This is a genomic window from Streptomyces sp. NPDC047453 (assembly GCF_040643155.1).
Lineage (GTDB): Bacteria > Actinomycetota > Actinomycetes > Streptomycetales > Streptomycetaceae > Streptomyces.
This window is the reverse complement of record NZ_JBEYTS010000033.1, coordinates 40,697-64,950: the sequence shown is the minus strand read 5'-3', so window position 1 is coordinate 64,950 and position 24,254 is coordinate 40,697. Positions and strand designations below refer to the sequence as shown.

Sequence of the window (24,254 nt, the reverse complement as noted above, 5' to 3'; positions counted from 1 at the left end):
GAGCGCTCGCTCGTCCTTCTGGGTGCCCCTCGGTGTCAGGCGGTCGTGCAGACGGCCTCGACGAAGTGGCCCACCTGCGTCTCCGGCAGAGTGCGTGAGAGGTCCGACTCGCAGATCATGCCGACCAGGCGGTGGTTCTCGATGACGGGCAGCCTGCGGATCCGGTGTTCCTCCATGGTCCGCAGGACAGTGCCGCTGTCGGCGTTCACATCGATCGTGATCGGCTTGCCCTGCTCCAGCTCCCCCGCCGTCATGGTCCGGGGGTCCTTCCCCTTGGCGAGGCACTGCACCACGATGTCGCGGTCCGTGATGATCCCGTGGAGGCGATCGTCGGGCCCGCAGATCGGCAGGGCTCCGACGTCCAGCTCCCTCATCCGGCGCGCCGCGTCCTCCAGCGTCTCGCTCTCCTGGACGCATGTGGCACCGGTGTGCATGATCTCCCGTGCGGTGGTCATGGCCGTCTCCTTCGAGCTTCGGTGGCCGGCACGGAGAGAGCCAAGGTCCTGGCCCGCCCCGGCCAGTTCGGCTTACCACCAGTGTCGGTTCTCCGTATGCCCGCCGCACGTCGTGGAAGCCCGGCTCCCGCTGGGACACCAGCCCAACCCAGATGGGGCGTTTGCGTGCGTTTGTTGTCATTCAATACCGTTGGTCGCGGGGGCAACCGACCTTCGGGCAGGGCAGAGCGATGACCGTCAGTCCGTCTTCGCCGCGGCCGACCGCACACCGGGAGCGGGCGCCCGTCCATCTGTCGTCGCTGGTGAAGCGCCCCGTGGTGGACCGGGGCGACCGGTCGCTCGGCCGGCTCTCCGACGTGATCGTCCGGCTGCGCGGTGCCGACTACCCGGTGGTGTCCGGGCTCGTGGTCGGCGTGGGCGGCCGTGAGCTGTTCGTCCCGGTCGAGCAGGTGGCCGCGCTCGACGCCGAGGGCCTGGTGGAACTCGAGAGCGCACGGCTGGACCTGCGGCCGTTCGAACGCCGCGAGGGCGAGGTGCTGCTGCGGGCGGACGTGCTGGGCCACCGGCTGATCGACGTCGGCGAGGCACGCCTGGTCCGCGCGCAGGACGTGGAACTGGCCGAACGGGACGGCCAGTGGCTGCTGTCGGGCGTGGACACGCACCGCCCGCACCGGCTGCTGGGGATCTTCGGGGACCGTTCGACGGGGCACGCGTGCCGGGACTGGAAGGCGTTCGAGCCGCTGATCGGACACAGCCGCAGCGCGCTGGTCCGCCGCCCCACGGCCCGGATCCGGCGCCTGCGGCCGGCGGAGATCGCCGACCTGCTCGAGGACGCCTCCCGGGACGAGGAACGCGAGATCCTCGGCGACGTCCGGCAGGACCCGGAGCTGGAGGCGGACGTCTTCGAGGAGTTGGAGGAGGACCGGGCCTCCCGGCTGCTCAACGCCCGCACCGACGTGGAGATCGCCGCCGTACTGGCGCGGATGCGGGCGGACGACGCGGCCGACGCCATCGACGATCTACGGCAGGGCCGTCGCCGTACCGTGCTGGAACTGCTGCCCGCCGGACAGCGCGCCAAGGTGCTGACGCTGATGGGCTTCAACCCCGACAGCGCCGGGGGCCTGATGGGGATGGACTTCCTGGCCCTGCCCCCGGACGCGCCGGTGAGTGAGGCCGAGGCGGCGGTCCGGCGGGCGAGCCGGCTCCAGCCGGAGGCGCTGACCAGCGTCTACACCGCCGACGAGGACGGGCGGCTGCTCGGCTGGGTCCGGCTGGTCACCATCCTGCAGAGCGATCCCGCGGTCCGGCTGGCCGAGGTGAGCGAGGCCGATCCCGTGCGCGTCGGCCCGGACACGGATCTGGTGGACGTGGCCCTGCTGATGACGGACTACAACCTGATCACCCTGCCGGTCGTGGACGACGAAGGGGTCCTGCTCGGCGTGATCACGGTCGACGACGTGCTGGAGGCGACGCTGCCGGAGGACTGGCGGCGCCGGGAGGTGGCTCCGCCACCCGACGCCCACCGGACCGCTGAGGCCGGCAGCGCCGTGGGGGTCGGCGGCACCACCGGGGTTGGCGGCACCGCTGAGGCCGGCAGCGCGATGGGTCTGGAGGAGCATGAGGAGCCCTCACCATGAGCGGGCCCCGGCCCGACCGGCGCCCACCGCAGCAGCCGCCGCCCGGCGCACGCCCGGAGGACCGCCCGCCCAGGCCCGGCGCGCGTCCGGATGACGGTCGGCCCGGGTCCGGCGCCCGTCCGGAGGACCGTCCGCGTACGTCCGGTCCGCCCCCGGCCAGGAGCGGGAACGGGGGCGGGGGCGGGGTCCGGCCCACGCCCGGCCCGCGTTCACAGGCGCGGGACGGTGCGCATCCCGCAGCCCCGGGCAGGCCACCGGTCGGCGGTCCCGGCGCCCCGGAGCGCGCCGCGACGCCGGGACGTGACGGCGCCCCCGCACCAAGGCCCACCGGCCCCCACGCCCATCCCCACCCCCACGACCCCCACGCCCGCCCCACAGCGGTGCTGGACGATGCCCATCTCGGTGACATCGAGGGTGCCCTGGGACGTATCCGGCTGGAGGAGGCGGACTCCAGCCGCAGCCTGAAGCGGCGGCTGCTGACGTTCCTGGCGATCGTCGGCCCCGGCCTGATCGTGATGGTCGGCGACAACGACGCCGGCGGGATCTCCACGTACGCCCAGGCGGGCCAGAACTACGGCTACAGCCTGCTGTGGGTGCTCCTGCTCCTCATCCCCGTCCTCATCGTCAACCAGGAGATGGTGGTCCGGCTCGGCGCCGTCACCGGTGTCGGTCACGCCCGGCTGATCAACGAGCGCTTCGGCAGGTTCTGGGGCTGGTTCAGCGTCGGCGACCTGTTCGCGCTGAACTTCCTGACGATCGTCACCGAGTTCATAGGGGTCTCACTCGCTCTGAGCTACCTCGGCGTCGACAAGTACATCGCCGTGCCCGTCGCCGCCCTCGCCCTGGTCGCGATCACGGCGACGGGCAGCTTCCGACGCTGGGAACGCGCGATGCTCGCCTTCATCGCCGTCAGCCTGCTGCTGGTGCCGCTGGCGCTGATGAGCCACCCGCGCTACGGAGCGGCCGTCCACCACCTGGTCGTCCCGGGCGTGCGAGGCGGGGTCACCTCCGAGGCCGTCCTGCTGATCATCGCGATCGTCGGCACGACCGTCGCCCCCTGGCAGTTGTTCTTCCAGCAGTCCAACATCATCGACAAGCGCATCACGCCGCGGTTCATCGGACATGAGCGCGCGGACACCGTGCTGGGGTCCCTCGTCGTGATCGGCGGTGCCGTCGCGATCGTCGTCGTCGCCGACTACGCCGTGAGCGGTACGAGCGCGGCCGGGCACTTCACCGACGCGCTGGGTGTCGCCGAGGCCCTGGGCGGGCACAGCCGCGTGCTGGGAGTGATGTTCGCCGTCGTGCTCCTGGACGCGTCGATCATCGGCGCCGCGGCGGTCACCCTGGCCACCAGCTATGCATTCGGCGACATGTTCAACCTGCGCCACTCCCTGCACCGCAGCTTCCGCGAGGCCAAGGCGTTCTACGGGACCTACGCCGGGATGGTCCTGCTCGCCGCCGCCATCGTGCTGATCCCCGATGCGCCCCTCGGGCTGATCACGACCGCCGTTCAGGCCCTGGCGGGACTGCTCCTCCCCTCCGCGTCGGTCTTCCTCCTGCTGCTGTGCAACGACCGGGCGGTCCTGGGCCCCTGGGTCAATCCGCGCTGGCTCAACGTGGTGGCCTCGACCACCATCGGGGTGCTCCTGATGCTGTCCGGAATCCTCGTCGCGACGACCCTGTTCCCGACGCTGGACACCGCCCGGGTCGCGCTGTGGCTCACCGGTGTGCTGGTCGGGGGGCTGCTGGGCGCGGCCGTGGGGCTGCGCGTCGTCCGCGCCCGCCGAGGCACGCCCCCGCCTCCGCCTCCGCCTCCGAGGATCCCCCGCCCCGAACGCGAGAGCTGGCGCATGCCTCCCCTGGCGCTGCTGGAGCCGGTCGTCTGGTCCCCCGGAATCAGACTCGGAATGAGCCTGCTGCGGGGCTACCTGGTGATCGCCGTGCTGCTGCTGGTGGTCAAGGCCATCCAGATCGGCTGAGCCCGGTCGGAGGGCCTGGCCGAGGCCCGGAGGCGGAGTGAGGATGGAGGGGTGAGGGAGGTCCTGCGGTGAACCTGCCCTGCCCGCACCACGGCGACCGCGTGGTGGCCTATCTGCTGCCGGTGTGGACGAGGCTCCCCGCCGCCGATCGCATGGGCGTGGCCGCTGCCGTACTGGCCGCGGCGTTCGTCGCCCTGCTCGTCGGCACGAGGGTGCGGCGGGTCCGTCCCCGTCCGTTCCGGCGCCCACGTCCCCGGGCCGCAGAGCCGGTCGACACCTCGTGGTTCACCGCCCACACCCTGGACGGCTTCCCCGAGGAGGCGCTCCGCGCCACCCTGAAGACCCCGGCCGCGCCCTCCCGCGAACGCCTCTACGCCGCCTGGGTCCTCGCCACCCACACTCAGGGCACTGACGCCGTATGGCTGGAGAAGAACCTGGCTCTCCCCGCCGACGCGGCCCACCTGATCGCCGAAGCCGCGGAAGCCAGACGCCGCGGACTGTCGGCACGCGTGAACCACGACACGGAGGCCCGCGAAAGCGACCGCCGTGAGCGGTGACGGGAAGTCCCGCCTGAACGGCGGTCTGGTGCCACTTCACCGACGTCGGTCCGGCCAACACGCTCGACGTCCACCGCACGGCTCGGGCGTGGCTCGGCGCAACCGCGTACCTCGCTGGTTAGCTAATAGCAAGGGAGGTCTTCGGCCGCAGAGAGGCGGACATGACTGACGTAAATGAGGTAAACGAGCAGGTCATTTCCCAGTTCCGGGCGCAGGGCGGCACTGTGGGAGGCTTCTTCGAGGGCAAGCAACTGTTGCTCCTGCACACGGTCGGCCGCCGTACCGGCCAAGCACGGGTGAACCCCCTGGTGTACGCGGCCGACGGTAACTGTTTCCTCGTCTGCGGCACCGCGCGTGGCGCGGAAAGAGATCCAGCGTGGGTGGGCAACGTCGCCGCCATGCCCAAGGTGACCATCGAGGTGGGGGAACAGATCCTCAAGGCGACCCCTACCGTCGTCACGCATGCGTCGCCGGATTGGGAACGTCTCTACGGGATCTGGTCGGCGTATTGGTCTGACAGCGCGCAGTACGAGACCAGGACCTCGCGCAAGTTCCCCATCGTGAAACTGGAGCCCGACGCATCAGGCGACGACCTGCTTGAATGAGTATTGGTTCATGGATTGAAGCAGGCTAGGGCGCTTTCGCCGTTTCGCCAGGTTCGAGCTCATCGCGAAGCGGAAGTGCTGCTCGTAGTGAACCCGCGCGGCTGCCAGATTCTCCTCGAACGCCGCAACACGTCACGTGTGTCTTCAGCAACCCCGTACCGGCCTCAGCCACGCTTCCTGAATACGTCGGACCGCGCCACTTCTGGCCCGCGCGTTGTCGACGCACGCCCAGCGCTTCGCGCTGAGTTACCGGCGGCCGCCGCAGCGGTGGCGGAGACAAAGGGCCGAAGTGACCAAAGCCGTCCGCGAGATGGAGCGGGCCCGCGACGAACAAGAAGCCCTCGCCGCAAGGCCGGCTACTGCCCCAGGAAGGAACAGGCCCGGCGTGAGCACAAGTCCGCCAAGTCCCGCGCGGGACGGCGCACCATCGGCCTGCCCGATCCGCTCGGCCGACTTCATGACGCTCGCCACATCGCCGCGACCGTGCTCCTGATCCTCGGCGTTCCGGACGTCGTGATCGACGCGATCAGGGGTTGGGAGCCCGGGGGAGCGGCCCGGATGCGCGCTCGGTACATGAGCCAACGTCGAAGGGCCCCACCGCGAACGGTGGGGCCCTTCGACATCGTGCCCGGTGAGGCACTGGCGGAGGATACGAGATTCGAACTCGTGAGGGGTTGCCCCCAACACGCTTTCCAAGCGTGCGCCCTAGGCCTCTAGGCGAATCCTCCGCCGGAAACATTACATGACTCGGAGGAGTGCTCGCGAACTCGTTGCCGGTCCCCGGGATCGGGTACTCTTTCCGACAGCCCCTCACGCGGCGCTATCTGACTGAACTCCCCCAGGGCCGGAAGGCAGCAAGGGTAGGTCGGCTCTGGCGGGTGCGTGGGGGGCGCTTGCGTCCGCTGGCCGGACACGTTGTCGGTGGGCGCCTATAACCTCGTATGCGTGTCGTCTCTCGCGCTGTACCGCCGCTATCGCCCGGAGTCGTTCGCCGAGGTCATCGGGCAGGAGCATGTCACCGACCCGTTGCAGCAGGCGCTGCGGAACAACCGGGTCAATCACGCGTACCTGTTCAGCGGTCCGCGCGGGTGCGGCAAGACGACCAGCGCTCGGATCCTCGCCCGCTGCCTGAACTGCGAGAAGGGGCCCACGCCGACCCCCTGCGGGGAGTGCGATTCCTGCCGTGACCTGGCCAGGAACGGCCCGGGGTCCATCGACGTCATCGAGATCGACGCCGCTTCGCACGGTGGCGTGGACGACGCCCGCGACCTGCGCGAGAAGGCCTTCTTCGGGCCCGCCCGCAGCCGGTACAAGATCTACATCATCGACGAGGCCCACATGGTCACGTCGGCCGGTTTCAACGCGCTGCTCAAGGTCGTCGAGGAGCCGCCGGAGCACCTGAAGTTCATCTTCGCCACGACCGAGCCCGAGAAGGTCATCGGGACCATCCGGTCGCGCACCCATCACTACCCCTTCCGCCTGGTGCCGCCGGGCACCCTGAGGGACTACCTCGGCGAGGTCTGCCAGAAGGAGGACATCCCCGTCGAGGAGGGGGTGCTGCCCCTCGTCGTGCGGGCCGGCGCCGGGTCCGTGCGTGACTCCATGTCCGTCATGGACCAGCTGCTCGCCGGTGCGAGGGAGGAGGGTGTGACGTATGCCATGGCCACCTCGCTCCTCGGGTACACCGACGGCTCGCTGCTCGACTCCGTCGTCGAGTCCTTCGCCTCCGGGGACGGCTCCGGCGCCTTCGAGGTCGTCGACCGAGTGATCGAGGGCGGCAACGATCCCCGCCGGTTCGTGGCCGACCTGCTGGAGCGGCTGCGGGATCTGGTGATCCTCGCCGCCGTTCCGGACGCCGCAGAGAAGGGGCTCATCGACGCCCCGGCCGACGTCGTCGAGCGGATGCAGGCCCAGGCCCGGTCCTTCGGCGCCGCCGAACTGAGCCGAGCCGCCGACCTCGTCAACGAGGGGCTGACCGAGATGCGCGGCGCCACCTCGCCCCGCCTCCAGCTCGAACTGATCTGCGCCCGCGTACTGCTGCCCGCCGCCTACGGCGACGAACGGTCGGTGATGGCCCGCCTCGACCGGATCGAGCGCGGCGTCAGCTTCTCCACGGGCGCGGCTGCGCCTGCGATGGGGTACGTGCCCGGACCCGATGTGCACGGGGGAGCGCCGACCGCGGCGGGGGGTCCCGCGGCTGCGGCGCCGGCACCTCCGGCTCCTCCTGTTCCTCCTGTTCCGCCGGGCGGTGGGCCCGCCGCGGCTCGGGCGGCCGTGCGGGGCGCGGGGGCCCCTGACGCGCCCCCCGCGCCCCCCGAACCGCCCGCGCCCGCCGTGAGTGACCGTCCCCAGGAGGCGGCTCCGCCCGCCCCGCCGGCCGCCCCCGCAGCGCCCACTGCCGCCCCGCCGGCCGCCGCATCCTCCGCGCCCGGTGCCTGGCCCACCGCGGCGGCCGCGGGTGGTGGCCGCCGACCGGGCGGCTGGCCCACCGCGGCAGCCCCGGGCGGTGGGCAGGCAGCGGGTGCGCCCAGTGCGCCCAGTGCCCCGGAGCCCGCACAGCAGGCACCCGCGGCGAGGCCTGCCGCCGCACCGGTGTCCCCCGCCCCACCGGCCCCGGCGGGCGGCGGGCTCGACCCCCGCGCCCTCTGGCCGAACATCCTCGAAGCGGTGAAGAACCGCCGTCGCTTCACCTGGATCCTGCTCAGCCAGAACGCCCAGGTCTCCGGTTTCGACGGCACCACCCTCCAGATCGGCTTCGTCAACGCCGGCGCCCGCGACAACTTCGCGAGCAGCGGCAGCGAGGACGTGCTGCGCCAGGCGCTGGCCGAGCAGTTCAACGTCCAGTGGAAGATCGAGGCGATCGTCGACCCGACGGGAGGCGGCGGCTCCACGCCCTCGCCCCCGGGCGGCGGCTACGGTGCGGGCCCCGGAGGCGGCGGCTACGGCAGCGGCGGTGGCGGAGGCTACGGCGGTGGCGGAGGCGCGGCAGCGCAGCGTACGGCGGCTCCCCAGCCCACGGCTCCGGCGGCGCCCGTACCCGCCTCGTCCCCGAGCCGGCCGCCGTCCGCGGCGGCACACGCGCCCGCCCCGGCACCCCGCCCCTCCACCCCCGAGCCGGCTCCCGTCGCCCCCGAGGACGACATCCCCGAGGACGACGATCCGGACCTCGACGAGTCGGCCCTGTCCGGTCACGAACTGATCGTGCGGGAGCTGGGCGCGACGGTGGTCGAGGAGTATTCGACGGAGTAGCGGAGCTGCTGAGGGACGGAGCGGCGCTGTGGGACCTCGGTCCCGTCCCGGCTCGGCCCACTCGGCCGGTCCCCGCTCGGAGGAACCTACGAACACCCTGCCGCCGTCCCCTCGGCGGCCCGCACAAAGGGCCCCGCGCCGCTGCCGTTAGGCTGACCTCGTGAAGGTCCTCGTCATCGGCAGCGGCGCCCGCGAGCACGCCCTGTGCCGTTCCCTGTCCCTCGACCCCGCCGTCACCGCGTTGCACTGCGCGCCCGGCAACGCCGGCATCGCCGAGGTCGCCGAGCTGCACCAGGTCGACGCCCTCGACGGCGCGGCCGTGTCCGCGCTGGCCGCCGAGCTGGGTGCCGACCTCGTGGTCGTCGGCCCCGAGGCCCCCCTGGTAGCCGGGGTCGCCGACGCCCTGCGCGAGGCCGGCGTCCCGGTGTTCGGCCCCTCCAAGGAGGCCGCGCGGCTGGAGGGCTCCAAGGCCTTCGCCAAGGACGTGATGGCCGGGGCGGGCGTGCCCACGGCCCGTTCGTACGTCTGTACGACGGTCGAGGAGGTCGACGCGGCCCTCAACGCCTTCGGCGCCCCCTATGTCGTCAAGGACGACGGGCTCGCCGCCGGCAAGGGCGTCGTCGTCACCGACGACATCGAGGCGGCCAGGGCGCACGCGGCGGCCTGTGACCGAGTGGTGATCGAGGAGTATCTCGACGGACCCGAGGTCTCCCTCTTCGCCGTCACCGACGGCGAGACGGTCCTGCCGCTCCAGCCCGCCCAGGACTTCAAGCGGGCGCTCGACGACGACGAGGGCCCGAACACCGGTGGCATGGGCGCGTACTCGCCGCTGCCCTGGGCCGACCCCAAGCTCGTGGACGACGTCCTGCACAGCGTCCTTCAGCCCACCGTCGACGAGATGCGCCGCCGCGGCACGCCGTTCTCCGGCCTGCTCTACGCGGGGCTCGCCCTCACCAGCCGCGGCATCCGCGTGATCGAGTTCAACGCCCGTTTCGGCGACCCCGAGACCCAGGTGGTCCTCGCCCGCCTCCAGACCCCGCTGGCGGGTGTCCTGATGGCCGCCGCCACCGGTGATCTCGCCCATCTGGAGCCCCTGCGCTGGAGCGACGACGCGGCCGTCACGGTGGTCGTCGCCTCGCACAACTACCCGGGCACCCCGCGCACCGGCGACCCGATCACCGGCCTCGACGAGGTGGCCGCGCTGGACGCCCCGCACGCGTACGTGCTGCACGCCGGCACCCGGCGCGAGGGCGACGCCGTTCTGAGCGCGGGTGGCCGCGTGCTGTCCGTCACGGCGACCGGCAAGGACCTGACCGAGGCGCGCGACCGCGCCTACACCGCCGTCGCCCGTGTCCGTCTCGACGGCTCCCAGCACCGCTCGGACATCGCGGCGCGGGCCGCGGCGGACGCCTAGCGCGGCAACCCGTCCCTACCCTCGCACCGGTTCTTCCCACCGGCCCCGTTCCTCACCAGCAGGCCCCGGCTCCATGAGCCGGGGCCTGATCATTGCGCTCTGTCGTCCGGCTCTGACCAAAGCCATTCCATCGAGTGAGCAATGCTCTATCCGGCTGACGCGGGCCGGGGGCCCAACTAGGGTGCGCGCAGGCATTCCGGCACTTGGCCCACCGGCATTGCGATGTCAGTCATGGGTGCCACAGTGGGGGAATGAGCAACGCCAGGACAGTCGGGAGGGGGTGACGGGCGGTCGTGACCGGTATGGGTGTGGAGGTCGCTGTGCAGGCCGCGCGCTCCAGGGCCCTGGCCGTGCTGCGCGTGCGCAGCCGGGCGCTGGCACTCGCCCTGCTGCCCGCCGCCCTCGCCGTGATCCTGCTCGCCGGCGGTTCGGCCGGGCACCTCGTGGGCCGCGGCTGGGACGTCGCCCGCTGGGTGGTCGGCGCCGTCGCGGTCGTCGTCCTGCTCCTGGCCGCGGGCATCGGGCTGGTCGTGGCCCGTGCCCGCCCCGCGATGAGCCCGACCGTCCCGATAGCCGAGGAGTCGGCCCCGGACCTGTACCGCCTGGTGCACGACCTGGCCGACCGCCTCGGCGTCCCCGCCCCGTCGGCCATAGAGCTCACCCCGGACTGCGACAGCTGGCTGGAGGACCGTACGCACCCGGCCCACGGCCCCCCACCGGGGGAGGATCACCTCCACGACGCGCCGGACGCGCTGCGCGGGCTCTCCTCGGCCCGCCCGCGCCGTACGGCGGCGGCGCCCGTCCTCGTCATCGGCTCCCCGTTCCTGTGGTGGATGCGCGTCGGCGAACTGCGGGCCGTGCTCGCCCCGGTCGTCGCCGGTACGGGACCCTCGGCGCATCCGGACATAGCCGCGGCCCGGCGTTTCGTCCGCGGTCTGGACGCGGCGGTGGCCGTCGCGTCGGCACCCGGCCGCCGCCCCCTCATCCGCCCGGTGTACGCCGGACTCGGCTGGGTGGCCCGGCTGCTGCTGCGCGGCTGCCGGGAGCACGCGGCCCAGATGGAGCGCGGCGTGGCGGCCGCGGCGGCGGAACGCGCACAGGCCGTGGACTACGGGCTCAGGATCGTCGCCCAGGAGCAGGTGGGCCTGGCGTACGCGGGCTGGGACCGGCTGCTGACCCGGGTCGCGCTCCCCGCCTGGCGCATGGGCCGCTGGCCCTCCCGCCTCGACGCCGGTGTCGTCGCGGCCCTCACTGAACTGTCCCGCCGCGACCGCCTGGCCGAGGGTTTCGCCTCCCGGCTAGGCGAGCGCCCGGCCTGCGACCTGCTGGAGGAGCCCGGCGTCATCGACGAGGCCGCCTCGCTGCTGGCCGCGCGCCTCTTCCACGGCGGCCCCGCCGAGCGCGGCCCGGACTGGTGCCCGGTGGACTGGCAGGAGTACCCGGATGAGGTCGTCGACCGCAAATGGCGTACCGACGCCGCTCGCCTCCACCGCGTTCTGGACGCCCTGGGCGTCCGCCGCTCCCCCGGCTCCGCCGCCGATCCGCACGGACCGACCCTGGCCCGCGTCCTGGAGCACCTGTCCGCTCCGTCCCCCTCCGGCAAGCTCCCCGAGCGGACGGGCCTCCCGGCCGACGGCGCTCGGCCGGCTCACGGCGACGGCGCGCACCACTCGTACGGAGGGCACGGCGGGCACGACGAGTACGGCGAGCACGGCGACAGCCAAGGTCACGGCGAGTACCGAGAACCGACAGACCCCGCAGAACACGACCGGCACGCGACTCCGGAGCGCCACACCGCTCCCGAAGGGTCCGCCCTGCCGGACGAAGACCCCGGCCTCGGCAGCGAGCGCGGCGCCGCACTCGCGGCCGGCATCAGCGCCGAGCTGGCCCGCGAGGAGGCGTCGGCGCCACCGGGGTGCACGGCGTCGGCGGTAGCCGACCAGCTCGGCGGCACGCCCCTCCGGAACGAGGACTCGCTGCCCCTCTCCCCGCTCGAACCACCCCGCACCGGCCGCGAACTCCTCGCCGACCACGTCACCGCGATGGTGTGCTGCGCCGCGATGGACACCGCCGACGCCGCCCCGGGCCTCGACTGGCTCGACGGCCCCGCCCTCCTGATCAACGGCGTGAGGGCCGCCGACCTCAGCCCCAAGGTCCTCGCCCTGGTCGAGGACGGCGACCCGGTCCCGCTGCGGACCTGGCTGGTCGACTCGGGCATACGTCCGGAAAAGCCCGTACGGCTGGTCTGACCTGGGTCGACGCCGTCCCGGCGGCCGCGTTACCGGATGCCATTCTTCCACTTTCGGCCAATTCACAACGAATAGTGACAGGATGCGCGCGTCATGTGATGTGCTGGGACCGATAGCGCACGTGGCAAGCGCGTGCGACATACGACAGCCACAGACACAGCCACAGCCGGACACGCCGACCGTCACACGCCGACCCGACACGTCGGCCACCGCGGCCACCGACAGACCCGCACCGCCGCACGACAGACCACGGGGGCACGAGGGAGGGGATCGGGCATGGGATCGGAGCAGATTCGCCGCTGGGAGTCGGGAGCCCTCGCGCACGCCGTGACGGACCCCTTCGGCCTGGGCCCCGTCCCCTGGCTGCGCGGCAGCGAGACGTACTTCGACGACACCGGCCACGTCGTCCCCTGGTACGTCGACCCGTCCCCGCAGACGGCGCCCGGCGGCCCCCGCGTCCCCGCCCCCCGCACCTCCGGCGTCGGCCCCCGTTCCGCCGACGACGTCCACCGGCAGATCAAGGGCTTCGTCTCCACCGGCGCCGTCGCGCCCGGCGAGGCGATCGACTTCCACATCACCGTCGACCCGCCCCAGCAGTTCGGCGTGGACGTCTACCGCATCGGGCACTACGGCGGCGACGGCGCCGCCAAGATCACCACCAGCCCGCGCCTGTCCGGCATCGTCCAGCCCCCGCCGCTGACCGCCGACCGCACGGTCTCCTGCCACCACTGGTGGCTGTCCTGGCGGTTGCAGGTGCCGTCCTACTGGTGCGTCGGCGCGTACGTGGCCGTGCTCACCACCACCGACGGCTACCGCTCCCACATCCCGTTCACCGTCCGCGACAACCGTCCCGCGGACCTGCTGCTGCTCCTGCCCGACATCACCTGGCAGGCCTACAACCTCTACCCGGAGGACGGCCACACCGGTGCCAGCCTCTACCACGCCTGGGACGAGCACGGCCGACTGCTCGGCGAGGCCGACGCCGCGACCACGGTCTCCTTCGACCGCCCCTACGCGGGCGCGGGCCTGCCCCTGCACGTGGGCCACGCCTACGACGTCATCCGCTGGGCCGAGCGCTACGGCTACGACCTCGCCTACGCCGACGCCCGCGACCTGCACGCCGGCCGTGTCGACCCCACCCGCTACCGCGGCCTGGTCTTCCCCGGCCACGACGAGTACTGGTCGGCCGGCATGCGCCGCACCGTCGAACTCGCCCGCGAGCACAGCACGTCCCTGGTGTTCCTCTCGGCCAACACCATGTACTGGCAGGTCGAACTGGGCCCCTCCCCGTCCGGCGTCCCCGACCGCCTGCTGACCTGCCGCAAGCGCAGGGGCCCCGGCCGGCCGGTGCTGTGGCGGGAGATCGACCGGCCCGAGCAGCAGATGGTCGGCATCCAGTACGCCGGGCGCGTCCCCGAGCCGCATCCGCTGATCGTCCGCAACGCCGACCACTGGCTCTGGGAGGGGACCGGGGCCGAGGAGGGCGAGGAGATCGCGGGCCTGGTCGCGGGCGAGGCCGACCGCTACTTCCCGCGCACCCCGCTGCCCGAGTACCAGGACCGCATCCTGCTCGCCCACTCCCCGTACACGGACGGCGAGGGCGTGACGCGCCACCAGGAGACGTCCCTGTACCGGGCCCCCTCCGGCGCCCTGGTCTTCGCCTCCGGGACGTTCGCCTGGTCCCCGGCCCTGGACCGGCCCGGCCACGTCGACGCCCGGGTCCAGCGCGCCACCGCCAACCTCCTGGATCGCATCTGCAAGCGCGACTGAACGCCACCGCGAAGCCACCCCAGCCCGGAACCGATCCCTCCCATACGGGAGAATCGAGCCATTGGACAGAACCACGGGGAGGAACCGTGTCCGGATTCGTCGAAAAGCCCGAGCCGATCCAGGTTCCGGGCCTGGTGCATCTGCACACCGGCAAGGTGCGCGACCTGTACCAGAACGAGGCGGGTGACCTCGTCATGGTCGCCAGCGACCGCATGTCCGCCTACGACTGGGTGCTGCCGACCGAGATCCCCGACAAGGGCCGCGTCCTCACGCAGCTGTCCCTGTGGTGGTTCGACCGGCTCGCCGACCTGGCCCCGAACCACGTCCTGTCCACCGAGGTGCCCGCGGGCGCTCCCGCCGACTGGGCGGGCCGCACCCTGATCTGCAAGTCCCTGCGGATGGTCCCCGTGGAGTGCGTGGCCCGCGGCTACCTCACGGGTTCGGGCCTGGCCGAGTACGAGCAGACCCGCACGGTCTGCGGCCTCGCCCTGCCCGAGGGCCTGACCGACGGCTCCGAGCTGCCCGCCCCGATCTTCACCCCGGCCACCAAGGCCGAGGTCGGCGAGCACGACGAGAACGTCTCCTACGAGGAGGTGGCCCGCCAGGTCGGCGCGGAGACGGCCGCCCAGCTGCGCCAGGCGACGCTCGCCGTCTACGGCCGGGCCCGGGACATCGCCCGCGACCGCGGGATCATCCTCGCCGACACCAAGTTCGAGTTCGGCTTCGACGGGGACACGCTCGTCCTCGCCGACGAGGTCCTCACTCCGGACTCCTCCCGCTTCTGGCCGGCCGACCAGTGGCAGCCGGGCCGTGCGCAGCCCTCGTACGACAAGCAGTACGTCCGCGACTGGCTGACGTCCGCCGAGTCCGGCTGGGACCGCAGGAGCGAGCAGCCCCCGCCGCCGCTGCCGGAGCCGGTCGTGGAGGCGAGCCGGGCGAAGTACGTGGAGGCGTACGAGCGGCTGACGGGAACGAGCTGGTCGTAGCAGACGAAAAGACCCCGGTCCGATGGACCGGGGTCTTTTTCCCGAGCGGACGACGAGGCTCGAACTCGCGACCTCAACCTTGGCAAGGTTGCGCTCTACCAACTGAGCTACGTCCGCATTGCGCCGTGGCGCGAGGCCAACTATACCCAACCTCGCTCCCGTGCGAGCCGTACTGCCGCATGTCGATTCTCCGCGCTCAGTTTGGTCACGGCCGACGACAGGTAGTTCCGTACGGTCCCCGGTGACAGCGCGGCCCGCTCCGCGATCTCCGCGACCGGTGCCCCGTCGGCGGCGAACTCCAGTACCTCGGCCTCCCGCGCGGTCAGTGGGGAGTCCCCGGCGGAGATCGCGTCCGCGGCCAACTCCGGGTCGACGTAGCGGTTTCCGGCATGCACGGTGCGGATGATCTCGGCGAGCCGCTGGGCGCTGACGGTCTTCGGGACGAACCCGCGCACACCCGCGGCTAGCGCCCGCTTCAGGTGTCCGGGCCGTCCGTGACTGGTCACGATCAGCACCCGGCAGTCCGGCAGCTCGGCCCGCAGGGATGTGGCGACCTTCACACCGTCCGCGCCCGGCATCTGCAGATCCAGCACGGCCACGTCGGGCACGTGTGCCCGCGCCATGGCCAGCGCCTCCGGCCCGCTCGCCGCCTCCGCGACGACCAGCAGGTCGTCCTCCAGCGAGAGCAGGGCGGCGAGCGCGCCGCGGATCAGGTGCTCGTCGTCGGCCAGCAGCAGCCGTACGGGCACGGGGGACGTCGTCATCGGGTGGCCTCGCTCAACGGACGGGCGGTCTCGGGATCGGCGGCGGGCGGCGGCAGCGGCACCTCGGCGGTCAGCCGGAACCGGCCGCGTTCCGCGGGACCCGCCCGCAGGGTGCCGTCGAGTTCCGACAGCCGTTCCCGCAGACCGGCGAGCCCGGAGCCCGGCCGGTCACCGGCGGGGGAGTCGGGCACCCCGTCGTTCTCGACGCACAGCTCGGCCCGGCCGCCTGCGACGCGCAGGGACACGGTGCACCGCTGGGCGTCTCCGTGCCGCAGCACGTTCGTGGCGGCCTCCCGGACGACCCAGGCGAGCGCGGACTGCACCGGCGCGGGCAGACCGGCCGTCGAGCCGGTGACCGCGCAGTCGATGCCGGCCGCCGCCAGGACGCCCTGGGCGCCGGCGAGTTCCGCGGCGAGGTCGGCCTCCCGGTAGCCGCGGACCACGGCACGGACCTCGCGCTGCGACTCCTGGGCCAGCCGCTGCACCTCGATCATCTGCTCCACCGCCTCGGGCCGGCCGCGCCGGCCCAGTTGCACGGCCAGTTCCGCCTTCAGAGCGATCACCGCGAGGTTGCGCCCCAGCACGTCGTGCAGGTCCCGCCCGAACCGCAGCCGCTCCTCGGCGACCGCGAGCCGGGCGCGGGTCTCCCGGGCCTCGTCGAGCGCGTAGACGGCGTCCAGCAGCCACACGGAGAAGACGGAGGTGAAGGCGACGAACGCGCCGCCGACCAGCACCGCGCCCGCCGTGGCCAGCGCGGCGATGCCCAACGGGAAGGCGCAGAGACCGGCGCCGGCCGCGAAGCCCAGCACGATCGCGACCACACGCCGCCGGTTGCGCACGCCGAGCGCGATGATGCCGGCGCCCAGGACCAGCACGCCCCCGAAGACGGAGCCGGCCGCGGTGACGACCTCGTCGGCCTTGGGGCCGTGCGTGCGCTCCGCCACCGCGATCGCCACGGTGGCGGTCGCCGCGGTGACGGCGGCCAGCGTCCACAGCATCCGCACGGGCTGTGGACGGCGGCCGCGTGTCCAGTCCAGCGCCCGGGACGCCGTCACCGCACAGGTCAAGGAGTGTCCGCACGCCAGAAGCAGCAGCCAGGTCCCCGGGTTCGGCCCCACTTCCCGGAAGGCCGAGAGTCCGAGAGTGACCGCCTCGATCAGCGCGAAGAAGTGGAACGACCACCGTGTGTACGTCTCGACCTTCGCCGGCGTGCTCTTGCCGCGCCACCAGCCAACGGGTCCGCGCATGGTCTCTTCCCCCACTCTCCCCCTGCCTCTCACGCCACCTCTCAGCGCCTCGGCTCCCAGCGGAACCGGCGCCGTACAGCAAACACCGCGATCGCGATCCAGGCCAGCGCGACGGCCAGGGCCCGAAGGGTGTCGTAGACGCTCAGGTCTCCGGTCCAGCCGCCGCGCACCAGCGTGATCACCGGAGTCATCGGCAGCAGCTCGCAGAACCGGGCCAGCCGCTCGGGCAGCAGCTCCAGCGGCACAGTCAGCCCGGAGCCCACCATCGAGACCATCAGCAGCGGGAGCGAGGTGACCTGGGAGCTCTCGGTGGTCCGGGTGAAGCCCGCGGTGACGGCCGCCAGCAGCACGCTGAGCAGCAGACCCGACAGCAGCCCGGCGACGGCGAGGTGGGGCGCGCGCGGGGCGGGGACGTGGAGCAGCGCGGTGCACGCGCCGGTCAGCAGCAGGCACTGGACGAGGCCTGTGGCGACGGCCGGCAGCGCGGCCCCGGTGAGGATCTCGGAGTCCCGCAGCTCGCCCGTGCGCAGCCGCTTGAGGACCAGTTGCTCGCGCCGGGAGACGAACACGCTGACCAGAGTGGAGTACACGGCGAACAGCAGGGAGAAGCCGATCGCGGCGGGCAGGATGACCAGCCCGATGGTCAGCCCGGCGTCCTTCAGGTTCATCTGCGCGGCCGCCGTCCGCACGCTGAACGGCAGCACCAGCGGCAGGAGCACGCCCGCCACCAGGGCGCTCCGGCTGCGGGCCAGCAGGGCCAGCTCGGCACGCGCGAGCGCGGCCATCCGGCCGGCGGGGGTGGTGACGGCGGCGCTCATGCTGCGTGCTCCTTGTGTTCCTCGTGCTCCTTGTGCTCCTTGTGCTCCTTCGTCCGAGGCGCGGCGGCGTCCCGCGCGATGCCGAGGAACGCCTCCTCCAGCGAGGCCGACCGCACGTCGAGCGCGCGCATTTCGACTCCGGCCCGCCGGGCCCACAGCAGCAGTTCCGTGGCGGTCCGCTGGAGTTCGCGGGTGCGCAGCCGTACGGCGCGGCCGTCCAACTCGTGACCGCACACGCCCAGTTCGGCGAGCGGGGGCAGGTCGCCCAGGAAGAAGCCCATGGGTAGTTCGAAGGAGATCCGGGACGGCTGCGCGGCGGTCACCTCGGCCGGGGTCCCGGCGGCCGCGATGCGTCCCTCGTGCAGGATCGCGATCCGGTCGGCGAGCCCTTCGGCCTCCTCCAGGTAGTGCGTGGTGAGCAGCACGGTCGTCCCGCCGTCGCGCAGCGCCCGCACCAACTCCCAGGTGTCCCGGCGTCCTTCGGCGTCCAGCCCGGTCGTCGGCTCGTCCAGGAACAGCACCTCGGGCTCGCCGAGCAGCGCGAGCGCCAGGTCCAGGCGGCGCCGTTCGCCGCCGGACAGCTGCTTGACCCGTACGTCCGTCCGCCGCTCGAGTCCGACCAGCGCCAGCACCTCGCGGGGCGGGCGGGCCCCGCTGACACAGCCCGCCCACATCCGCGCGGTCTCGGCGACGGTCAGCTCGGAGGGGAAGCCGCCCTCCTGGAGCATCACCCCGGTGCGCGGCCGCACCAGCGCCCGCTCGGTGTACGGGTCGTGTCCGAGCACCCGTACGCGCCCCGAGGTCGGTGCCGCGAGGCCCTCCAGGAGTTCGACCGTCGAGGTCTTGCCGGCGCCGTTGGTGCCCAGCAGCGCGAAGATCTCGCCCGGGGCCACGTGGAAGGAGATACCGCGCACCGCCTCGAATCCGCCCTCGTACACCCGCTGGAGGCCGGTCACCTCAATCACGTGCTCGTCCGTGTCCATGGATCCAGCGTCCCGGTGGCCGGGGCGCCACAGCAGTGCGCGGTGTCATCACCCGGCATGACAAATGTCAGAGCGACCGGGAGACGGCGCGGACCGGGGTGGATACCGCGGACCAGAGCAGATCCCGGGGACAACGAAAAGACCCCGATCCGATGGACCGGGGTCTTTTTCCCGAGCGGACGACGAGGCTCGAACTCGCGACCTCAACCTTGGCAAGGTTGCGCTCTACCAACTGAGCTACGTCCGCATTGCCTCCGACCGGCTCCCACCGATCGGCGCGAGCACCAGCCTACCTGATCCACAGGAGTGGTCGGGCCGGCGGTGCAGAGCGGGTGACAGGAATTGCACACTGCGCCTTCCCCCTGGAAGGGGGATGTTCTACTACTGAACTACACCCGCATGGACTCCGTGGGTCTCGGCCTTCCGGCCTCGCCCCTCGGCGTGCTCCAGACATTAGCTGATCAACAGGGGGTGTGCGCAAGTCGGTTGTCCCCAGGGCCCACTGACGGGCCCTGGACCACGGCCGGGCGCTTCGGGCGCGACCCGTCACTGGGCCGCGCTGAACGCCTCGTAGACCTTCTTGGGGATGCGGCCGCGGGCCGGCACGTCCATTTTGTGGGCCTGCGCCCAGGCGCGGACGGCGGCGGGATCGGGGGCGACCTCCGTCTGCCGGTAGGTCTTGCCCGACTTCGACCGTTTGCGGCCGGCTTCCACGTACGGCGCGAGCGCCTTACGCAGTTTCTTGGCATTGGCTTGGTTCAGGTCGATCTCATAGAACTTGCCGTCCAGTCCGAAGGCGATCGTCTCCGCCGCTTCCGAGCCGTCGATGTCGTCAAAGAGAGTGACCACGACACGCTGCGCCACGAATATCGGTCCCTTCGTGCGACACCTCTGCGGCTCACCTGCTCCGCCATGCCGTGCATGACGTGCGGAGATGTTGGAGATGCCGACTGTCCGCCTGTTATCGGGAAAAGTATCGGCTGTTGCCAATTCATTTGTACAGTGCCAGGCATTGCAATGGGAAGCCCGACTAAATCTGTCCGCGTGTCCCGGTGCAATACCGGATCGGCCGCCGAACACCGAACTTTCCCAGAACTTTTCACGAAGACCGCCCAACGGTGTGGGGCCGTGACGGGCGTCACGTAGATTCCTACGAGTCTACTCGCGTAGAAATTTTGTGCGGGTAGTCTGAAGGAACCTGCTCAGCACCACACACCGGGAGTGCCAGTGGCACGCGTCGTAGTCGACGTCATGCTCAAGCCGGAGATCCTCGACCCCCAGGGCCAGGCGGTGCAGCGCGCACTGCCGCGGCTGGGTTTCGAAGGCATCTCCGACGTCCGTCAGGGAAAGCGATTCGAACTGGAAGTGGACGGGCCCGTCGACGAGGCCGCGCTCGCCCGCATTCACGATCTTGCCGAATCCTTCCTCGCCAACACCGTGATCGAGGACTTCACCGTCAAGGTCGAGTCCGATGACGTAGTCGCGGGGGCCGCGAAGTGACCGCTCGTATTGGCGTCGTCACTTTCCCGGGCAGCCTGGACGACCGTGACACCCAGCGGGCGATCCGCCTCGCCGGCGCCGAACCGGTCGCCCTCTGGCACCGGGACAAGGACCTCAAGCAGGTCGACGCGGTCGTCCTGCCGGGCGGTTTCTCCTACGGCGACTATCTGCGGGCCGGCGCCATCTCCCGCTTCTCGCCGGTGATGGGGACCGTCATCGAGCAGGCGAGGGCCGGCCTGCCGGTGCTCGGCATCTGCAACGGCTTCCAGGTCCTCACCGAGGCCCACCTCCTCCCGGGCGCGATGCTCGGCAACGACCACCTGCACTTCATCTGCCGCGACCAGAAGCTGCGGGTGGAGAACGCGTCGACCGCCTGGACGAGCGACTACACCGCCGGCCAGGAGATCCACATCCCGCTGAAGAACATGGACGGCCGGTACGTCGCCGACACGTACACGCTGGACAAGCTGGAGGCGGAGGGCCGCGTCGCCTTCCGGTACCTGGACGGCAACCCCAACGGCTCCCTGCGGGACATCGCCGGCATCACCAACGAGGCCGGCAACGTCGTGGGCCTCATGCCGCACCCCGAGCACGCCACCGAGCCGCTGATCGGTACGGGACGTACCGACGGCCTGCCCTTCTTCACCTCGATCCTCAAGAAGCTGGTCACCGCATGAGCAGGACGCCTCTGGACACGGTCGAGCACGCGGCCGCGACCCCCGACGTCGAGCTGCCCTGGGCCGAACTCGGTCTGAAGAAGGACGAGTACGAGCGGGTCGTGGAGATCCTGGGCCGCCGCCCGACCGGCGCCGAGCTCGCCATGTACTCCGTGATGTGGTCCGAGCACTGTTCGTACAAGTCCTCCAAGGTGCACCTGCGCCAGTTCGGCGAGAAGGCCCCCGAGAACGACGCCCTGCTCGTCGGCATCGGCGAGAACGCCGGTGTGGTGGACGTCGGCCAGGGCTACGCGGTCACCTTCAAGGTCGAGTCGCACAACCACCCCTCCTACGTCGAGCCCTACCAGGGCGCGGCCACGGGCGTCGGCGGCATCGTGCGCGACATCATCGCGATGGGCGCGCGCCCGGTCGCCGTCGTCGACCCTCTGCGCTTCGGCGCCGCCAACCACCCCGACACCAAGCGGGTGCTCCCCGGCGTGGTGGCGGGCATCGGCGGCTACGGCAACTGCCTGGGCCTGCCCAACATCGGCGGCGAGGTCGTCTTCGACGCCTGCTACCAGGGCAACCCGCTGGTCAACGCAGGCTGCATCGGCGTGATGCGGCACGAGGACATCCACCTGGCCAAGGCCTCGGGCACGGGCAACAAGGTCATCCTGTACGGCGCCCGCACGGGCGGCGACGGCATCGGCGGCGCGTCGATCCTCGCCTCGGAGACCTTCGACGACGCCAAGCCGTCCAAGCGCCCCGCGGTCCAGGTCGGCGACCCCTTCCAGGAGAAGCTGCTCATCGAGTGCACCCTGGAGGCCTTCGCCGAGAAGCTGGTCGTCGGCATCCAGGACCTCGGCGCGGCCGGCCTGTCCTGCGCGACGAGCGAACTGGCCTCCAACGGCTCCGGCGGCATGCGCGTCACCCTGGACGACGTCCCGCTGCGCGACTCCACGCTCTCGCCCGAGGAGATCCTCATGAGCGAGTCGCAGGAGCGCATGTGCGCGGTGGTCGAACCGGAGAAGGTCGACCGCTTCCTGGAGATCTGCGAGAAGTGGGACGTCATCGCCACCGTCATCGGCGAGGTGACGGACGGCGACCGGCTGGAGATCTACTGGCACGGCGGCAAGATCGTCGATGTCGACCCGCGCACGGTCGCCCACGAGGGCCCGGTCTACGAGCGCCCGTACGCGCGCCCCCAGTGGCAGGACGCCCTCCAGGCCGACGACGCGAACAAGCTGCCGCGCCCGCGGACGGCCGAGGAGCTGAAGGACCAGGTCCTGAAGCTCGTGGCGTCCCCGAACCAGGCGTCCAAGAAGTGGATCACCCAGCAGTACGACCACTTCGTGCAGGGCAACACCGTGCTGGCCATGCCCGAGGACTCCGGCATGATCCGGATCGACGAGGAGACCGGCCTCGGAGTCGCCCTCGCCACCGACGGCAACGGCCGCTACGCCAAGCTCGACCCGTACACGGGCGCCCAGCTCGCGCTGGCGGAGGCGTACCGCAACGTCGCCACCACGGGCGCGAAGCCGCTGGCGGTCTCCGACTGCCTGAACTTCGGCTCGCCCGAGGACCCGGCCGTGATGTGGCAGTTCGCGGAGGCCGTGCGCGGCCTGGCGGACGGCTGCAAGCAGCTGGGCACCCCGGTGACCGGCGGCAACGTCTCGCTCTACAACCAGACGGGCGAGGCCGCCATCCACCCGACCCCGGTCGTCGCCGTCCTCGGTGTGATCGACGACGTCTCCCGCCGCACCCCGGTCGCCTTCCAGGAGGAGGGCCAGCTGCTGTACCTCCTCGGCGACACCCGCGAGGAGTTCGGCGGCTCGGCCTGGTCGCAGGTGGTCCACGACCACCTCGGCGGCCTGCCCCCGAAGGTCGACCTGGAGCGTGAGCGGCTGCTGGCCGAGATCCTGATCTCCGCCTCCCGCGACGGCATGATCGACTCCGCGCACGACCTGTCCGACGGCGGCCTCGTGCAGGCGGTCGTGGAGTCCGCCCTCCTGGGCGGCAAGGGCGCGCGTCTGGTCGTACCCGACGGCCTGGACGCGTTCACCTTCCTCCTGTCGGAGTCGGCCGGCCGCGCGATCGTCGCCGTGCCGCGCTCCGAGGAGGTCCGCTTCAACGACATGTGCGGCGCGCGCGGTCTGCCCGTCACCCGCATCGGTGTCGTGGACGGCGACGCGATCGAGGTCCAGGGCGAGTTCGAGCTGCCCCTGGCCGAACTGCGCGACGCCCACGAGGGAACGATTCCGGCGCTGCTGGCGTAAGCCCCCTCGGCATACGCGGTGCGGGCCCCGCCCGGTCCAGGGCGGGGCCCGCCTGTGCGTTCCGCACGGGCGCGGCCGCCGGTCACAGGCCGAGGCGGCCGAGCCGTGAAGGCATAGGCTCGCCGCCATGCCCCCGGTCAAGAAGCGCACCCGGACCTACGACCCCGGCAAGACCCGCGCCGCCGTGCTGGCGCAGTTCGGTCATGTGCGGGACGCCGTACGCACGCTGTCTCCCGAGCAGCTCGCGCTGCCCACGCGGCTCGGTGACTGGACCGTGCGGGATCTGGTCGCCCACGTCGGCATGGTCCTGTCGGCCGTCGGCCGGCTGCTCGACCGGCCCGAGCCTGCACGGCAGGACGGCACCCTGCTCGACTGGCCGTCGGCCATCGGCGCCGATGCCCCGGCCATCGCGGCACACGCCCGCGAGCTCGCCGAGCGCAACCCCGACCTCGTCGCCTGCCTCGACGCCGCCGAGCGGAACTTCACGGCCGCTGTCACCGGGCACCCCGGCACCCGGCTGCTCGGCACCAGCGCGGGCGCCCTGCCGCTGGCCGACTACGTCGTCACCCGCGCCGTCGAACTCGTCGTCCACACCGACGACCTGAACGCCGCCGTGCCGGGCCTGGACATCCCCTACGAACGCCAGGCGCTGGCCGCCGCCACCCGGCTGCTGGCCGACGCGCTCGCCGCCCGCGCGCCCGGCGGATCGACCGAGGTGCGCATCCCGCCGTACGCCGTCGTGCAGTGCGTGCAGGGCCCCCGGCACACCCGCGGCACTCCGCCCAACGTCGTCGAGACCGACCCGCTGACCTGGGTCCGGCTGGCCGCCGGCCGGCTGGCGTGGCAGGACGCCGTGGCGGCCGCCGAGGTCAGCGCGAGCGGGGAGCGGGCCGATCTCAGTGGGCTGCTTCCGCTCCTGGCCTGAACCCGCTCCCCATGGCGTTCACGGCCCGAATGATGTGCGACACCTCACTCATGTCCATCCCGGAAAAGTCCGCAGCGCCTTCCCTGCGGCACCATCGTCAGCGGATGGATCATCGATGCAGCTCTCTGACCTGCTAAAACGGCGACGGGGCACGGGAAGCGGCGCGAGAGCGGTACCGGACCGG

General features: G+C 72.0%; 19 protein-coding genes, 4 tRNA genes, 1 other RNA gene and 1 pseudogene. 15 read left to right on the top strand and 10 right to left on the bottom strand.

All coding sequences use genetic code 11. The features are described from left to right. Window positions 1-35: 35 nt before the first annotated feature. Window positions 36-455: a CBS domain-containing protein gene (locus ABZ818_RS25785; RefSeq protein ID WP_361419079.1), complete on the bottom strand. Its 420-nt coding sequence runs from the start codon at window positions 453-455 to the stop codon at window positions 36-38. Between the two features lie 230 nt (window positions 456-685). Here ABZ818_RS25785 and ABZ818_RS25780 point away from each other — a divergent pair, with 230 nt between their 5' ends. From ABZ818_RS25780 to ABZ818_RS25760, 5 genes and pseudogenes are all read left to right on the top strand, one after another. Next, window positions 686-2,092, top strand: a complete 1,407-nt coding sequence (locus ABZ818_RS25780) for a CBS domain-containing protein (protein WP_361419076.1) — start codon at window positions 686-688, stop codon at window positions 2,090-2,092. A gap of 380 nt (window positions 2,093-2,472) precedes the next feature. Continuing rightward, window positions 2,473-4,071 (top strand): NRAMP family divalent metal transporter, encoded by a 1,599-nt coding sequence (locus tag ABZ818_RS25775; RefSeq protein WP_361419073.1) that lies wholly within the window; start codon window positions 2,473-2,475, stop codon window positions 4,069-4,071. 68 nt (window positions 4,072-4,139) lie between these two features. Further along, window positions 4,140-4,628, top strand: coding sequence for a hypothetical protein (locus ABZ818_RS25770; RefSeq protein ID WP_361419070.1), 489 nt, complete (start codon window positions 4,140-4,142; stop codon window positions 4,626-4,628). Between the two features lie 161 nt (window positions 4,629-4,789). After that, window positions 4,790-5,233, top strand: coding sequence for a nitroreductase/quinone reductase family protein (locus ABZ818_RS25765; protein ID WP_361419067.1), 444 nt, complete (start codon window positions 4,790-4,792; stop codon window positions 5,231-5,233). Between the two features lie 345 nt (window positions 5,234-5,578). Then, window positions 5,579-5,806 (top strand): annotated as a pseudogene (locus ABZ818_RS25760) (site-specific integrase); the annotation flags it as partial. A gap of 67 nt (window positions 5,807-5,873) precedes the next feature. Here the strand turns inward: ABZ818_RS25760 and ABZ818_RS25755 are convergent. After that, window positions 5,874-5,961: transfer RNA gene (locus ABZ818_RS25755), tRNA-Ser, on the bottom strand. A gap of 73 nt (window positions 5,962-6,034) precedes the next feature. Between ABZ818_RS25755 and ffs the strand changes: the two genes are divergently transcribed. From ffs to ABZ818_RS25725, 6 genes are all read left to right on the top strand, one after another. Then, window positions 6,035-6,133, top strand: an RNA gene (gene ffs, locus ABZ818_RS25750) — signal recognition particle sRNA small type. 45 nt (window positions 6,134-6,178) lie between these two features. Next, the gene (locus tag ABZ818_RS25745; RefSeq protein WP_361419064.1) at window positions 6,179-8,482 is read left to right on the top strand and encodes a DNA polymerase III subunit gamma and tau; all 2,304 of its coding nucleotides are present in this window, start codon (window positions 6,179-6,181) and stop codon (window positions 8,480-8,482) included. A 160-nt stretch (window positions 8,483-8,642) separates the two neighbouring features. Then, window positions 8,643-9,896, top strand: a complete 1,254-nt coding sequence (gene purD, locus ABZ818_RS25740; RefSeq protein WP_361419061.1) for a phosphoribosylamine--glycine ligase — start codon at window positions 8,643-8,645, stop codon at window positions 9,894-9,896. Between the two features lie 293 nt (window positions 9,897-10,189). Beyond that, window positions 10,190-12,145: a hypothetical protein gene (locus ABZ818_RS25735; protein ID WP_361419058.1), complete on the top strand. Its 1,956-nt coding sequence runs from the start codon at window positions 10,190-10,192 to the stop codon at window positions 12,143-12,145. A gap of 276 nt (window positions 12,146-12,421) precedes the next feature. After that, the gene (locus ABZ818_RS25730) at window positions 12,422-13,915 is read left to right on the top strand and encodes a N,N-dimethylformamidase beta subunit family domain-containing protein (protein ID WP_361419055.1); all 1,494 of its coding nucleotides are present in this window, start codon (window positions 12,422-12,424) and stop codon (window positions 13,913-13,915) included. Window positions 13,916-14,001: 86 nt separating this feature from the next. Then, window positions 14,002-14,901, top strand: coding sequence for a phosphoribosylaminoimidazolesuccinocarboxamide synthase (locus ABZ818_RS25725; RefSeq protein ID WP_361419053.1), 900 nt, complete (start codon window positions 14,002-14,004; stop codon window positions 14,899-14,901). 44 nt (window positions 14,902-14,945) lie between these two features. On the opposite strand, the gene ABZ818_RS25720 is transcribed toward ABZ818_RS25725, so the two are convergent. The 8 genes from ABZ818_RS25720 to ABZ818_RS25685 all read right to left on the bottom strand — a co-directional run bounded on the left by ABZ818_RS25720 (window position 14,946) and on the right by ABZ818_RS25685 (window position 19,577). Next, window positions 14,946-15,018 (bottom strand) — tRNA-Gly (locus tag ABZ818_RS25720). A 23-nt stretch (window positions 15,019-15,041) separates the two neighbouring features. Next, window positions 15,042-15,665: a response regulator transcription factor gene (locus tag ABZ818_RS25715; protein ID WP_361419050.1), complete on the bottom strand. Its 624-nt coding sequence runs from the start codon at window positions 15,663-15,665 to the stop codon at window positions 15,042-15,044. After that, complete coding sequence (locus ABZ818_RS25710; RefSeq protein ID WP_361419047.1) at window positions 15,662-16,912, bottom strand: sensor histidine kinase; 1,251 nt, start codon at window positions 16,910-16,912, stop codon at window positions 15,662-15,664. The genes ABZ818_RS25715 and ABZ818_RS25710 overlap by 4 nt, the downstream gene beginning before the upstream one ends. 41 nt (window positions 16,913-16,953) lie before the next feature. Beyond that, window positions 16,954-17,730, bottom strand: a complete 777-nt coding sequence (locus ABZ818_RS25705; protein ID WP_361419044.1) for an ABC transporter permease — start codon at window positions 17,728-17,730, stop codon at window positions 16,954-16,956. After that, a complete protein-coding gene (locus tag ABZ818_RS25700) occupies window positions 17,727-18,713 on the bottom strand; it encodes an ABC transporter ATP-binding protein (RefSeq protein WP_361419040.1) in 987 nt (328 codons plus the stop codon). Before ABZ818_RS25700 ends, ABZ818_RS25705 begins: the two co-directional genes overlap by 4 nt. 174 nt (window positions 18,714-18,887) lie before the next feature. After that, window positions 18,888-18,960: transfer RNA gene (locus ABZ818_RS25695), tRNA-Gly, on the bottom strand. Between the two features lie 80 nt (window positions 18,961-19,040). Further along, window positions 19,041-19,112 (bottom strand) — tRNA-Gly (locus ABZ818_RS25690). A 147-nt stretch (window positions 19,113-19,259) separates the two neighbouring features. Further along, window positions 19,260-19,577: an Lsr2 family protein gene (locus tag ABZ818_RS25685; protein WP_141359994.1), complete on the bottom strand. Its 318-nt coding sequence runs from the start codon at window positions 19,575-19,577 to the stop codon at window positions 19,260-19,262. A gap of 363 nt (window positions 19,578-19,940) precedes the next feature. On the opposite strand from ABZ818_RS25685, the gene purS reads away from it, so the two are divergent. The 4 genes from purS to ABZ818_RS25665 all read left to right on the top strand — a co-directional run bounded on the left by purS (window position 19,941) and on the right by ABZ818_RS25665 (window position 24,070). Then, window positions 19,941-20,213, top strand: coding sequence for a phosphoribosylformylglycinamidine synthase subunit PurS (purS, locus tag ABZ818_RS25680; RefSeq protein WP_190176121.1), 273 nt, complete (start codon window positions 19,941-19,943; stop codon window positions 20,211-20,213). Further along, on the top strand, window positions 20,210-20,890 hold the full coding sequence (purQ, locus tag ABZ818_RS25675; protein ID WP_361419036.1) for a phosphoribosylformylglycinamidine synthase subunit PurQ: 681 nt from the start codon (window positions 20,210-20,212) through the stop codon (window positions 20,888-20,890). Before purS ends, purQ begins: the two co-directional genes overlap by 4 nt. Further along, a complete protein-coding gene (gene purL / locus ABZ818_RS25670; protein ID WP_361419034.1) occupies window positions 20,887-23,145 on the top strand; it encodes a phosphoribosylformylglycinamidine synthase subunit PurL in 2,259 nt (752 codons plus the stop codon). Before purQ ends, purL begins: the two co-directional genes overlap by 4 nt. Before the next feature lie 127 nt (window positions 23,146-23,272). After that, window positions 23,273-24,070, top strand: a complete 798-nt coding sequence (locus tag ABZ818_RS25665; protein WP_361419031.1) for a sterol carrier family protein — start codon at window positions 23,273-23,275, stop codon at window positions 24,068-24,070. Window positions 24,071-24,254: the final 184 nt, after the last annotated feature.